The sequence below is a fragment of the Pseudomonas argentinensis genome, assembly GCF_001839655.2.
In the GTDB taxonomy this organism is placed as follows: Bacteria; Pseudomonadota; Gammaproteobacteria; order Pseudomonadales; family Pseudomonadaceae; genus Aquipseudomonas; species Aquipseudomonas argentinensis_B.
Window position 1 is genome coordinate 1,762,509 of record NZ_CP056087.1, and the last position, 13,435, is coordinate 1,775,943.

Below are 13,435 nucleotides of genomic sequence, written 5' to 3' on the forward strand. Positions count from 1 at the left end.
GAGATTATGCCACGTCGATTCGCCTTAGGGTGCGTCAGCCTGCACCTGCCTGGCGTTAGAATGGGCGGGCCTTCGGGCCGTCATCGCAAAGGATTCTCGCCCCCATGCAACTTCTCTACACCATCCTGACCATGTTGCTGGTGGTCAGCGGCACCCGTATCAGCGCCCAGTTCATTCCCTTGCCGTTGCCCATCCTGCAGATTCTCATCGGCGCGCTGCTGGCGGTTCCGGCGCTGGGCCTGCACGTGCGTCTGGACCCCGAGCTGTTCCTGCTGCTGTTCATCCCGCCGCTGCTGTTCGTCGATGGCTGGCGCATGCCCAAGGGGCAGTTTCGCAAGCTGCGCATGCCGATCCTGTTCCTGGCCTTCGTGCTGGTGTTCGTCACCATTCTGGGCGCCGGATATTTCATTCACTGGTTGCTGCCCCAGGTGCCACTGGCCGCCTGCTTCGCCCTGGCGGCGGTGCTCTCGCCAACCGATGCGGTGGCGGTGTCGGCGATCGCCCACGGGCGCCTGCCCAACACCCTGAACAACCTGCTGCAGGGTGAGGCGTTGATGAACGATGCCTCCGGCCTGGTGGCGTTCAAGTTCGCCGTGGCGGCGACCCTGACCGGGGTGTTCTCGTTCGCCGATGCCAGCCTGCAGTTCGTGCTGGTGGCCGCGGGTGGCCTGTTGATCGGCATGGCGTTGAGCTACCTGCTGGGCCGGTTGCGGGCGTGGATGATCGCCCGTGGCTGGGAGGAGCCGGCGCCCCATGTGCTGCTGATGCTGCTGCTGCCGTTCGCCGCCTATGTGGCGGCCGAGCACCTGGGGTTGTCCGGCATTCTTTCCGCGGTGGCGGCCGGCATGATGCAGAGTCGCCTCGACCTGCTGCCGCGGCAGACCACCACGCGGCTGCTCAACCGCGGCGTGTGGGCGATGCTCGAGTTCACCTTCAACGGCCTGATCTTCCTGCTGCTGGGCCTGCAGCTGCCGGACATCATCAAGGCGGTGATCGGTGACCATGCCGACGCCTGGCACCTGTTGCTGCCGGCGCTGGGCTACGTGCTGGCGGTGTATGGGGTGCTGATGGTGCTGCGCTTCGCCTGGGTGTACTGCTACTGGCGCACCTCGGGGATGGTGCGGCGCTGGCGCGGCAAGTCGACGCGCTTCGCCGGCCAGTCGCGCATCGCCCTGACCGCGGTGCTGACGGTCGGCGGCGTGCGCGGCGCGGTGACCCTGGCCGGCGTGATGTCGCTGCCCTTGCTGCTCAACAACGGCGAGGCGTTTCCCGAGCGGGATCTGCTGATTCTCATCGCCGCCGGGGTGATCCTGGTGTCGCTGCTGGTCGCCAGCGTGGTACTGCCCCGGCTGCTGCCGCTGCTGCCCCAGGACAACGTGGCGCGCCACGAGGCCGAACTCAACCGGCATCGCGCCCAGATACTGCAGGCGGCGATTCGCTGCCTGGAAGCCGACGACGAAAAGGCCGCCGATACCGACAGCGCCATCGCCACGGCGGAAATCCGCGCCAAGCTGATGAGCGAATACCGCGACCTGCTCGAGCGCACCCGCACACGCCGCGCCGAGGAGTCGCGTGAGTACCAGCGCCAGGCCGATCAGCTGGAATACCGCATGCGCCTGCAGGCCTTGCGCACCCAGCGTCTGGAGCTGTACCGGATGCGCAAGGAGCATCAGCTGGACGACGACATGCTGGCCGAGATCCTCCGCGATCTGGATAACGCGGAGGTGCGGCTGCTCAAGGGCTAGGGGACGTGCTTAGAAAACGTTCATGACCTTGCCGCCCAGGTTCGTCGATTTTGGCAGCCAAGTGGCGGATGCAGCCGCAAGCTGCAAGCTCCAAGCTACAGGTTAAAAGCAGTCCGCAGTGCTCTAGCTTGTTCTTGCAGCTTGAGGCTTGCGGCTTGAAGCTCAATGTCCGCTTCTGCCTTGTAGCTGCCGCTTCATGCACTAAAGATCGTGAACAGGTTCCTAGAGCGCGTAGTGCTTGAGCTCACGGGCGATCAGCAGGCGCTGGATCTCGCTGGCACCTTCGTAGATCTGGGTGATGCGCGCGTCGCGGTAGTAGCGCTGCACCGGGAAGTCCTCCAGATAGCCGTAGCCGCCGTGGATCTGCAGCGCCTTGGAGCACACTCGCTCGGCCATTTCCGAGGCGAACAGCTTGGCTTGTGAAGCCTCGGACAGGCACGGCTCGCCGGCACTGCGCAGGCGCGCGGCATGCAGGGTGAGCAGGCGGGCGGCATTGATCTGGGTGTGCATGTCGGCCAGCAGGTTGGCGATGCTCTGGTGCTCGCCAATGGGCTTGTCGAACTGCACCCGTTCGCGGGAGTAGAGCAGGGCCGCCTCGAAAGCGGCGCGGGCGATGCCGACCGCCTGGGCGGCGATGCCGATACGTCCGCCCTCGAGGTTGGACAGGGCGATGCTCAGGCCCTTGCCGCGCTCGCCCAGCAGGTTGGCGGCGGGAACGCCGCAGTCGTCCAGGGTGATGGCGCAGGTGTCCGAGGCGCGGATACCCATCTTGTGCTCGCTGCGGTCGATGCGAAAACCGGGTGTGTTGGTGGGCACCAGGAAGGCTGAAATACCCTGTTTGCCAAGGGTGGCATCGGTCACCGCGAAGACGATGGCCAGGCCGGCACGGCGGCCGTTGCTGACGAATTGCTTGGCGCCATTGAGTAGCCAGCGGCCGTCACGCAGCTCGGCGCGGGTGCGCAGGTTGTGGGCTTCGGAGCCAGCCTGGGGCTCGGTCAGGCAAAAGCAGCCGATCACTTCGCCACTGGCCAGGCGCGCCAGCCATTGGCTTTTCTGCTCATCGCTGCCGTAGTTGAGCAGCGGGCCGCAGCCCACCGAGTTGTGCACGCTCATCAGCGTACCGGTGGCGGCATCGGCGGCGGAGACCTCTTCAACCGCCAGGGCATAGGCCACGTAGTCGAGGTAGCTGCCCCCCCAGGTGTCCGGCACTATCATGCCCAGCAGGCCCATTTCGCCCATCTGGGCCACCGCCGCATCGTCTATCCAGCCCGCCTTTTCCCAGTCCTGGGCGTGGGGGCGATGGCGCGCCGGGCGAACTGCCGGGTGCACTCGCGGATCATGCGTTGTTCTTCGTTCAGTTCGATGTCGTGCATAGCGACCTCTCTGTTGTCGTTGACCCGCGCCGGGTCACGGCAGGCGGGTAGCCAGGCACGCCCTGGATCACAGGGCGTGCCTGCTACAGAGTCGCCCAGGATCGGGCGAATCGCAAATAGGCAAGGGCGTGGTGACGGGCGTCGCCACGCGGCTGGGTCAGTGCGGCTGGCGCAACTGCTCGAGCAGCTTGGCATCCGGATAGCCGTCGGCCGGCCAGCCCAGGTGCAGCTGGAAGGCGCGGATGGCCTTGCGGGTATTGGCGCCGATGATGCCGTCGGCATGGCCGGAGTCGAAGCCACGGGCATTGAGGCGTTCCTGCAGTTCAACGCGCTCGCTGCGGCCCAGCTGGCGATCGCCCTCGGGCCAGCTACCCTGCACGGCGTTGCCACCGCGCAGGGCGTCGGACAGCAGGCCGATGGCCAGGGCGTAGGAGGTCGAGTTGTTGTAGCGCAGGATGCTGCGGAAGTTGCTGAACAGCAGGAAGGCCGGACCGCGGTGCCCGGCGGGCAGCAACAGGGTGGCGCTGGCGTCGTCGCGCGGGGTGCTCAGCGGCTGACCCACGGGGTGGATACCCAGTTCACGCCACTGCGCCACGCTGCGCCGTACTTCCGGGTCGGCCAGGGCGTAGTCGAAACCTTGCGGCAGTTGCACCTCGTAACCCCAGGGCTGGCGCAATTGCCAGTTGGCGCTCTGCAGGTAGTGGGCGGCCGAGGCCAGGGCGTCGGCGGTGGAGGTCCACACGTCACGCTTGCCGTCGCCGTCGAAATCCACGGCGTGCTCGTTGTAGGTGGTGGGCATGAACTGGGTCTGGCCCATGGCGCCGGCCCAGGAGCCGACCAGGCTTTCCGGGGCGATGTCGCCATGCTGGAGAATCTGCAGCACGGCGAGCAGCTGGCTGCGCCAGAAGGCCTGGCGACGGCCTTCATAGGCCAGGGTGGCCAGGGAGCGCACCACGTTGTGGCTGCCGATGTTGCTGCCGAAGTTGCTCTCCAGGCCCCAGATGGCGACCAGGGTTTCGGCGTCGACCCCGTAGCGCTGTTCGATCTGGTTGAGCATGGCGCGGTTCTGGGTCTGCAGGATGCGCCCGCGGGCGACTCGGCTCGGCGATACCGCACCCTTGAGGTACTCCCATACCGGGCGACTGAATTCGGGCTGGCTGCTGTCGGCCTTGACCACGTCGGGGTTCGGCACCACGCCGGCGAAGGCCCGGTCGAACAGGGTCGGACTGATGCCGGCGGCGATGGCGTCGCTGCGCAGCAGGTCGCGCCATTGTTCGAAGCTCAGCTGCGCTTCGACGGGTTGGCCGGTGGCCGCAGCGGTGGAGGAGGTGCTCGGTAGCGTACTGGTGGCCGCCAGAGGCTGGGCCGGGGCATCGGCGCACGCCGTGAGCAAAAGCAGGAAGCTGGCCGCAGCGGTGGCAGGCAGGCCGCGAATGAACAGGTTGGGCATGGTCATCTCAACACGTTTTGCAGGCGACCACCTTAGCACGGATGAGCGGAAATGCGGGCTGGACGAGGTTTTCAAGCCGCCTTAAATGAACAAGCCTCCCAGTTTTGCTGGGAGGCTTGGCGGTTGTAGCTGCCTTTTCCTTTGCCGGGGCGTTCCTGGCGTGAGCGGAACAGCGGCTGGGCGATGATGGATTTGGCCTTGTTGGGGCGCTTCTTCTTGCTCATGGCAGATCCTCGATCAGTGCTCGCACGGATAGCGAGCGGCGCGAATGATGCGCCGCTGGGCAGGCGATGTCCATACTCGAGGTGGGCGTTAAGCGCCGAGTTTCAGGCGTTGTCCGGCCATCATCAGCACCAGGCGCGACAGGCTGGCCCAGGGATCGCCTGGCGCCTGGCCCTTGACCTGGGCGTCGATCTGCTGGGCGTCCATCAGCAGGGCATTCCAGCGCGCCGGCGTGTGGCGCTGCAGGGCCTTGCTGACCAGCGGGCGGCGCTTGTCCCACACCGGCGGGCGCGCCGAGGCGAAGGCCTTGTCGAGCGGGACGCCCTGGCCATGCTGGTAGGCGATGTTGGCCAGCTGGCGTAGCTCGCGGGCCAGCATCACCACGATGAACAGCGATTCCTGGCCTTCGCCACGCAGCCCGTCGAGCATGCGCAGGGCGTGGGCGGCCTCGCCATTGAGGATGGCGTCGATCAGGCCGAACACGTCGTAACGGGCGCTGTCGGCGACCGCCGCCTGGACGGTGCCGGCATCGATCTGCTGGCCGTCGGCGAGCAGCTTGAGCTTTTCGATTTCCTGGGCGGCGGCCAGCAGGTTGCCTTCGACGCGGGCGGCGATCAGGTCGACGGCCTCGGCGCTGGCATTCATGCCCGCCTGGGCCAGGCGCTGGCGAATCCACTGTGGCAGCCCGTTGGCGTCCACCGGCCAGATCTGCACGAACTGGCAGCTGGGCCCGTCGATCAGCGCCTTGGCCCACTTGGTCTTTTGCGCGCTGCCGTCGAGCTTGGGCAGAGTGATCAGCAGCAGGGTGTCTTCCGGCGGGCGGCCGAGGTATTCGAGAATCGCCGCGGCGCCCTTGTCGCCCGGCTTGCCGTTGGGGATGCGCAGTTCGATGACGCGCTTGTCTGCGAACAGCGACAGGCTGGCGCCGGCTTCGTAGAGCGTGCCCCAGTCGAAATTGGCTTCGGCGTGAAACACCTCGCGCTCGGTAAAGCCCTGGGCGCGGCTGGCGCTGCGGATCGCGTCGGTGGCTTCCTGGCAGAGCAGGGCTTCGTCGCCGCACACCACGTAAACCGGGGCGAGCGCGCCTTGCAGGTGTTTGCCGAGTTGGGCGGGAGCGAGTTTCATGGGTTCCTGAACTCGATGGGCTGAACAAAAGGTTCTGTCAGCTTGGAACCTGATTCGCGATCAGGTGGCGTTGAAGCAACAGCCAGCGTTTGGCGTTCCATTGTGGGAGCGGGCAGGGACGCCTAGTCCATGCGCGCGAATTCGCGGGCATGGCCCGCTCCCACAGTTGGCGCCTACAAACCTTACTGCACCGGCAGTTCGATGGGCGACTGCTGCGGCTGCGCCGCTTCGCGCTGACGGGCCGCTTCCAGGGCCTCGGCTTCGGCTTTCGCCTTGGCTTCGGCAGTCTGCTGCAGCTCGTCCAGTTGCGCCGGGGTGATCTGCTGCAGGCGCTGGGCCAGTTGCTGCACCAGGTCGCGGCGCATTTCGGTGCGCAGCTGGGCGGCCTGCTGGTCGTTGCCGATCAGGTTGTTGGAGTCCTGCACGTAGTAGCTCTGCACTTCGAGCTTGTTGCTCAGCAGCAGCAGGTTCTTGGCGCCACGGATCTCGTAATCCAGGCTCATGGTGCGCTCGTACTCTACGCTACGCGCCGAACTGGTGTAGCTGGCCGAACGCTGGCTCTCCCGTTCGCCCGCCAGGTACAGCTTGTAGGCAGCGCCCGGGAACACGCGAACGCCGTTGTTCTCCAGCACGTCCTTGACGTCACGCACGGTGTCGCCGTAGGTGTCGCGTGCGCTGACGTCGAGCTCATTGAGGGCGAACTGCACGTCGCCGGTGCCACGCAGCTGGAAGCCGCAGGCGCCGAGCAGGCCAGCCAGGCCGATTACCAACAGATTGCGCTTGATCATCTCGTATCCCCTTGTCCCGCCGGCTCCGCTGGCCGGCATGGCCGAAACTCTAGACCGGATGCCGGTCGCCAGCGGCGACCAGCGGTTCCCTGTCGCCTCAACTGGCGACGATATTGACCAGCTTGCCGGGCACCACGATGACCTTGCGGATCGTCAGCCCTTCGGTGAAGCGTTGCACGTTCTCGTTGCTGCGCGCCGCCGCTTCCACGGCCTCGCGGCTGGCGTCGGCCGGCACCTCGATCTGGCCGCGCAGCTTGCCGTTGACCTGGATCACCAGGGTCAGGCTGTCCTGCACCAGGGCCGCTTCGTCCACGGACGGCCAGCTGGCGTCGATGATAGCTTCCTCGTGACCCAGCTCCTGCCACAGCTCGTGGCTGATGTGCGGAGTGATCGGGGCGAGCAGCAGGGCGACGGTTTCCAGGCCTTCCTGAAGCAGGGCGCGCTGTTGATCGGTGTCCTGCGGGGCCTTTTCCAGCACGTTCATCAGGGTCATCACCTGGGCGATGGCGGTGTTGAACTTGTGGTGCTGGCCCACGTCCTGGGAGGCCTGCTTGATGGCCAGGTGAATGGCGCGGCGCACGTCCTTGCCGGCGTCGTCCAGCGTGGCGATATCCAGCACGCCCGGCAGGCCCTGGCTGACATGGCCCTGGGCCAGGCGCCAGACCCGGCGCAGGAAACGGTTGGCACCCTCGACGCCGGCATCCGACCATTCGCAGCTCATGTCGGGCGGCGAGGCGAACATCATGAACAGGCGGCAGGTGTCGGCGCCGTACTGGTCGATCATGTCCTGCGGGTCGACACCGTTGTTCTTCGACTTGGACATCTTCTCGGTGCCGCCGATTTCCACCGGCAGGCCGTCGCTGGTCAGCTTGGCGGCGATCACCTTGCCCTTGGCGTCACGCTCGACGGTGACGTCGGCCGGATTGAACCAGTCCTTGCCGCCGTTTTCGAGCACGCGGTAGTAAGTCTCGGCGACCACCATGCCCTGGGTCAGCAGGTTCTTGAACGGCTCGTTCGAGGTGACCAGGCCTTCGTCGCGCATCAGCTTGTGGAAGAAGCGCGCATACAGCAGGTGCAGGATCGCGTGCTCGATACCGCCGATGTACTGATCCACCGGCAGCCAGTGGTTGGCTGCAGCCGGGTCGACCATGCCGCCGGTGTAGTGCGGCGAGGCGTAACGGGCGAAATACCAGGACGATTCCACGAAGGTGTCCATGGTGTCGGTTTCGCGCTTGGCCGGTGCGCCGCATTTCGGGCAGCTGCATTCGTAGAATTCAGGCATGCGCGCCAGCGGCGAGCCGGCGCCGTCCGGTACCACGTCTTCGGGCAGCACCACCGGCAGTTGCTCTTCCGGCACCGGCACGTCGCCACAGCTGTCGCAGTGGATGATCGGGATCGGGCAGCCCCAGTAGCGCTGGCGGCTGATGCCCCAGTCGCGCAGGCGGAACTGGGTGCGGGATTTGCCGAGGTTCTTGCGCAGCAGCGCTGCTTCGATGGCGTCGAAGGCGCCTGCGAAGTCCAGGCCGTCGAACTCGCCGGAATTGATCAGCTGGCCGTGCTCGCCGTAGGCGTCCTGCCACTCGCTGCCCACTTCATCGCCAGCGCTGGTACGCACCACGGCCTTGATCGGCAGGTGGTACTTGCGGGCAAAGGCGAAGTCGCGCTCGTCGTGGGCGGGAACCGCCATCACCGCGCCGTCGCCGTAGTGCATCAGCACGTAGTTGGCGACCCACACGGGCAGTTTCTCGCCGGTCAGCGGGTGCTCGACGAACAGGGACGTCGGCAGGCCTTTCTTTTCCTGGGTGGCCATGTCGGCCTCGGCGACGCTGCCCGCCTTGCATTCGGCGATGAACGCCTGCAGCTCGGCATCGTTGCGTGCGGCCAGGGTGGCCAGCGGGTGCTCGGCGGCCACGGCGACGTAGGTCGCGCCCATCAGGGTATCGGGGCGGGTGGTGAACACCTTCAGCGCGCCGGCTTCGCCGATGGAGGCGACGTCGTAGGGGAACTGCACTTCCATGCCGCGGGATTTGCCAATCCAGTTGCGCTGCATGGTCTTGACCTGTTCCGGCCAGCCATCGAGTTCGTCCAGGCTGTTCAAGAGTTCATCCGCGTAAGCGGTGATCTTGAAGTAGTACATGGGGATCTCGCGCTTCTCTATCAGCGCGCCGGAACGCCAGCCGCGGCCATCGATGACCTGCTCGTTGGCCAGTACGGTCTGGTCGACCGGGTCCCAGTTGACGGTGCCGTTCTTGCGGTAGATCACGCCCTTTTCGAACAGGCGAGTGAACAGCCATTGTTCCCAGCGGTAGTAATCGGGCTTGCAGGTGGTGACCTCGCGCGTCCAGTCCACCGCCAGACCCAGGCTCTTCAGCTGGCTCTTCATGTAGGCGATGTTTTCGTAGGTCCACTTGGCCGGTGCCACGTTGTTCTTCATCGCGGCGTTTTCCGCCGGCATGCCGAAAGCGTCCCAACCCATGGGCTGCAGCACGTTCTTGCCGAGCATGCGCTGGTAGCGGGCGATCACGTCACCGATGGTGTAGTTGCGCACGTGCCCCATGTGCAGCTTGCCGCTCGGGTAGGGGAACATCGACAGGCAGTAGAAGGTGTCCTTGCCGGGCTGCTCGCCGACGACAAAGGAGTTCTGCGCGTCCCAGTGGGATTGCGCGGCGGCTTCGATTTCACGTGGCTGATACTGTTCGTGCATGGCTACTTGCGCTAGGAGAAGGGGCTTTCGGGAAACGCCGTAGCATACATGACCCCCCTTGGCAGAGGGAAACGCTGATTGCGCGGCCTGCCTCGGCCAGCGCCATTTGTCGTCGCGGCAGGCCTGCCGTGGGGTGGCGGCTACGCTCAGTGGACGGCGTCCTGCCTGGAGGTGTGCGATGCAAGTCCCTGTGGATACCCAGAACGACAGCGACCCCTATGGGCGGTTGCTGCAACGCCTGACGCTGGCCCTGGGGGAGGCCGACAACCTGGCCCAGCTGTCCGACCAGCCCGCTGCGGATATGGAGGTGCGCGGCCTGTCGCCTGAAGAGCTGGCACTGATCAGCGCCTATCTCGCCAAGGATCGCGCCGGGCTCAACGGCTGGCATGCCACGGCTACGCGCCACTACCAGTCGGCGGCTCTGCAACCGCCATTCGAGCGCCAACCGACCTTTTCCGGGCACGACCATGATCGCCCGCGCCCCAGCGAGCGTCACAAGTCCTGACCATCGGTACGCTGTCCCCTGCTTGCGCGGCAGCGCTAACAGGCCCTAGGCTTCGAGCCTTTTCGGAGGTGCTCGATGCCGCTGCGCTATCTGCTCAAGCAGTTCTTCATGCCGCCCGGCATCCTGTTGCTGCTTGTCGCCCTGGGCTGGTTTCTGCGCCGGCGCTTCCCGCGGCTGGCCACCTGCTGTTTCGCTCTCGGGCTCGGTGGCCTGTGGCTGATGAGCCTGCCGGTGACGGTGGAATGGATGGCCAGGGCGATCGAGCGCGAACCCGCCATCACCCAGCAGCAGTGGGCCACGCTGGCCCAGCAGGCCGACGTCATCGTCGTGCTCGGCGGTGGGCGCGATTCGAGCGACCCCGCCTGGGGTGGCGAGCAGCCCAGCGCCATGGCGCTGGAACGGACTCGCTATGCGGCGCGCCTGGCCAAGGCCTCGGGATTGCCGGTGCTGACCAGCGGCGGCCTGCATTTCGGTCGCCCACCCAGCGAGGCGGCACTGATGGCCGAGGTGATGCACGAGGACCTGGGCGTCGAGGTGCGCTGGCAGGAAGAGCGCAGTCGCACCACCTGGGAGAATGCCATTGAGACCGCTGCATTGCTGGAGCCCGAGGGCACCCGCCGGGTGCTGCTGGTCACCCAGGCCTGGCACATGCCGCGCTCTCGCTGGTGCTTCGAGCAGGCCGGCTTCGACGTGCTTACCGCGCCGGTGGGCTTTCTCGGCGTGCCCAATGGCCGGCCCATGGGCGGCTGGCTGCCGGAAGGCAAGGCCTTCTGGCAGAGCACCTTGTTGCTCAATGAGGTGATCGGCGCGCTGGCCTATCCGCTGGCCTACGGGCGTTAGCATTAATGTGGTGGGCTAAAGCCCACCCTACGCAACGGGTCGCGCCTTAGCTTTTGAGCGTCACGCAAAGGTAAAGCGGGACTTGAACGTGTGCACCTCATGTGGGAACGGGCCATGCCCGTGATTCGCGCGCATAGCCTAGGCGTCCCCGCGCACTCCCACATGTATGACGCCGATCTAGCGGCAGTTGAATCATGGGATGAGTGCCAGCTTTAGTCACTGCAGTCGAAATACCGGCGCAGGCTTTAGCCCGCAGCCCAGATCAGTTAGTTCGTATCCCGGCGCCGCCGCACCAGCGCCCAGCCGGCCAGCAGGCTGCAGAGAATGATCAGCGGCCAGGAGCGCCAGCGCAGATAGGGCGTCAGGTGCTGCATCGGTTGCACCTCGCCGTACAGCGTGGCCTGCTCGAACTGCGGCAGGCGCTCGGTGATGCGCCCGAACGGGTCGATCAGCACGGTCACGCCGTTGTTGGTGGCGCGGATCATCCAGCGGCCGGCCTCCAGGGCGCGCATCTGCGCCATCTGCAGGTGCTGCAGCGGGCCGATGGAGGTGCCGAACCAGGTGTCGTTGCTGACCGTCAGCAGCAGGTCGCTCTGCGCCGCCAGCTCGGCGGCGAATTCGGGATACACCACTTCGTAGCAGATGAAGGTCGCCAGGCGGTGGCCCTTGGCTTCGAGCAGCGGCTGGTCATGTTCGCCGCGGGCGAAGTCGGACATCGGCAGGTCGAAGAAGGCGATCAACCCGCGCAGCAGGTCCTGCAGTGGCACGTACTCACCGAACGGCACCAGGCGCTGCTTGAGGTAGTCGCCACTGCCCTGGCCGATCACGCTGACGCCATTGTAATAGCGCATGTCGCCCTCGGCATTGGGCTGGCGGAGCGGCACGCCGGTGATCAGCGCGCTCTGCCGGTCGCTGGCGAAGCGATCCATCATGCTCAGGTAGCCGATGGCCTGGTCCTTGAGCACCGGTACTGCGGTCTCCGGCCACACCAGGATGTCCACCGGCTTGCTGGCGAAGCTCATGTCGCGGTACAGCGCCAGCTGGGCATTGAGCTGGGCCGGGTCCCACTTGAGGTTCTGTTCCACGTTGCCCTGGAGCGCCGCGACGCTCAGCGGCGCGCCGGCCGGGGCGGTCCAGGCGTGTTCCTTGAACGCCGCGCCGAGCAGCCAGGGGGCGATCAGCAGCACCAGGGCCTCGGCCAGCTGCGGCTTGTTGCCAATGAGGCGTGGCAGGTTGACCAGCAGCGCCGCGCTCAGTGCCAGGGCGAACGACAGCAGCCACACGCCGCCGACCGGCGCCAGGCCGGCCATGGGACCGTCGAGCTGGCTGTAGCCGGCATAGAGCCAGGGAAAGCCGGTAAGGAACCAGCCGCGAAACGCTTCCTGGGCCACCCACAGCGCGGCGAACGCCAGGGCATCGCCCAGTGGCGCGCTGTCGCGGCGCAGGCACAGGGCCCACAGCCAGGTGGCGAGGGCGAAGAACAGACCGAGGCCGGCGACGAAACCCAGGGTCAGGAAGGCGGCCAGCGGCGGCGAAGCGGCGCCGTAATCGTGAATGCTCACGTACACCCAACTGGTGCCCGAGGCGAACAGCCCGAAGCCGTACCACCAGCCACGCCAGGCGGCCTGGCGCGGCGTCAGTGCCCGCAGGCCGCGGTAGAGCAGGGCGATGGACAGCAGCACCAACGGCCAGATGCCGTAGGGGGCCAGCGCCAGGGTGGTCAGCGCGCCGGCCAGCAGGGCGATCAGGTTGCCGGGCCAGCCGGGTTGGAACAGTCGGTTCATCGGGATGCTCATCAAGGGAGAAAGCAAACACCCCGCCAGCGGGCGGGGTGTCAGGTCAGCGGGCCAGCGGTGTCAGGCGCAGCAGGTGCACGCGGCGGCTGTCGGCATTGAGCACGCGAAAGCGGAACTCGCCGATCACCGTTACCTCGTTGCGCTTGGGCAGGTGGCCGAAGGCACTCATCACCAGGCCGCCGACGGTGTCGAACTCGTCGTCGGAGAAAGCGGTGGTGAAGGTTTCGTTGAAGTGATCGATGGGCGTCAGCGCCTTGACCAGGAAGTCGCCGCTGGGCAGCGGCTTGACGTAGCTGTCCTCCTCGACGTCGTGCTCGTCCTCGATATCGCCGACGATCTGCTCCAGCACGTCCTCGATGGTCACCAGGCCGGCGACGCCACCGTATTCGTCGATCACCACCGCCATGTGGTTGTGGTTGGCGCGAAACTCGCGCAGCAACACGTTGAGGCGCTTGGATTCGGGCACGAAGGTGGCCGGGCGCAGCATGTCGCGGATGTTGAAGTCGGGCTGATCGGCCAGCAGCAGCGGCAGCAGATCCTTGGCCAGCAGGATGCCGAGCACGTCGTCGAGGGTTTCGCCGATCACCGGGTAGCGCGAGTGCGCCGCCTCGATGATCACCGGCAGGAATTCCTTGGGAGACTGGCTGGCCTTGATGGTCACCACCTGGGAGCGCGGCACCATGATGTCGCGAACCTGCAGGTCGGCGACCTGGATGGCGCCCTCGACGATGGCCAGGGCCTCGCTGTCGAGCAGTTTGTTCTGGTGGGCATCGCGCAGGACTTCCAGCAGTTCCTGGCGGTTTTTCGGCTCATGAGCAAAAGCCTGGGTCAGTTTGTTCAACCAGGACTTCTGCTCGTTGCTCGATCGGTCTTCGCTCATGGCGTTT

General features: G+C 66.2%; 10 protein-coding genes and 1 pseudogene. 3 read left to right on the forward strand and 8 right to left on the reverse strand.

Features of this window, described 5'->3' with window-relative positions; all coding sequences use genetic code 11:
• Positions 1 to 104: 104 nt before the first annotated feature.
• Complete coding sequence (locus SA190iCDA_RS07720) at positions 105 to 1,745, forward strand: Na+/H+ antiporter (RefSeq protein WP_070884144.1); 1,641 nt, start codon at positions 105 to 107, stop codon at positions 1,743 to 1,745.
• Positions 1,746 to 1,967: 222 nt separating this feature from the next.
• Here SA190iCDA_RS07720 and SA190iCDA_RS07725 read toward each other — a convergent pair.
• The 6 genes and pseudogenes from SA190iCDA_RS07725 to leuS all read right to left on the reverse strand — a co-directional run bounded on the left by SA190iCDA_RS07725 (position 1,968) and on the right by leuS (position 9,407).
• Positions 1,968 to 3,118: pseudogene (locus tag SA190iCDA_RS07725) on the reverse strand (acyl-CoA dehydrogenase family protein).
• A gap of 157 nt (positions 3,119 to 3,275) precedes the next feature.
• A complete protein-coding gene (locus SA190iCDA_RS07730) occupies positions 3,276 to 4,568 on the reverse strand; it encodes a lytic murein transglycosylase (protein ID WP_070884662.1) in 1,293 nt (430 codons plus the stop codon).
• A gap of 71 nt (positions 4,569 to 4,639) precedes the next feature.
• Complete coding sequence (gene arfA / locus SA190iCDA_RS07735) at positions 4,640 to 4,792, reverse strand: alternative ribosome rescue factor ArfA (protein ID WP_013792548.1); 153 nt, start codon at positions 4,790 to 4,792, stop codon at positions 4,640 to 4,642.
• Positions 4,793 to 4,880: 88 nt separating this feature from the next.
• The gene (gene holA, locus SA190iCDA_RS07740) at positions 4,881 to 5,915 is read right to left on the reverse strand and encodes a DNA polymerase III subunit delta (protein WP_070884142.1); all 1,035 of its coding nucleotides are present in this window, start codon (positions 5,913 to 5,915) and stop codon (positions 4,881 to 4,883) included.
• 182 nt (positions 5,916 to 6,097) lie between these two features.
• Complete coding sequence (lptE, locus tag SA190iCDA_RS07745; RefSeq protein ID WP_070884141.1) at positions 6,098 to 6,703, reverse strand: LPS assembly lipoprotein LptE; 606 nt, start codon at positions 6,701 to 6,703, stop codon at positions 6,098 to 6,100.
• A gap of 97 nt (positions 6,704 to 6,800) precedes the next feature.
• A complete protein-coding gene (gene leuS / locus SA190iCDA_RS07750; RefSeq protein ID WP_070884140.1) occupies positions 6,801 to 9,407 on the reverse strand; it encodes a leucine--tRNA ligase in 2,607 nt (868 codons plus the stop codon).
• 178 nt (positions 9,408 to 9,585) lie between these two features.
• On the opposite strand from leuS, the gene SA190iCDA_RS07755 reads away from it, so the two are divergent.
• Both SA190iCDA_RS07755 and SA190iCDA_RS07760 read left to right on the forward strand, forming a co-directional pair.
• Complete coding sequence (locus SA190iCDA_RS07755; protein WP_070884139.1) at positions 9,586 to 9,912, forward strand: hypothetical protein; 327 nt, start codon at positions 9,586 to 9,588, stop codon at positions 9,910 to 9,912.
• Positions 9,913 to 9,987: 75 nt separating this feature from the next.
• A complete protein-coding gene (locus SA190iCDA_RS07760; RefSeq protein ID WP_070884138.1) occupies positions 9,988 to 10,752 on the forward strand; it encodes a YdcF family protein in 765 nt (254 codons plus the stop codon).
• Positions 10,753 to 11,018: 266 nt separating this feature from the next.
• Here SA190iCDA_RS07760 and lnt read toward each other — a convergent pair whose 3' ends face one another.
• A complete protein-coding gene (gene lnt, locus SA190iCDA_RS07765; RefSeq protein ID WP_070884137.1) occupies positions 11,019 to 12,536 on the reverse strand; it encodes an apolipoprotein N-acyltransferase in 1,518 nt (505 codons plus the stop codon).
• A 55-nt stretch (positions 12,537 to 12,591) separates the two neighbouring features.
• Positions 12,592 to 13,428, reverse strand: coding sequence for an HlyC/CorC family transporter (locus SA190iCDA_RS07770; protein WP_070884136.1), 837 nt, complete (start codon positions 13,426 to 13,428; stop codon positions 12,592 to 12,594).
• Between the last annotated feature and the right edge of the window lie 7 nt (positions 13,429 to 13,435).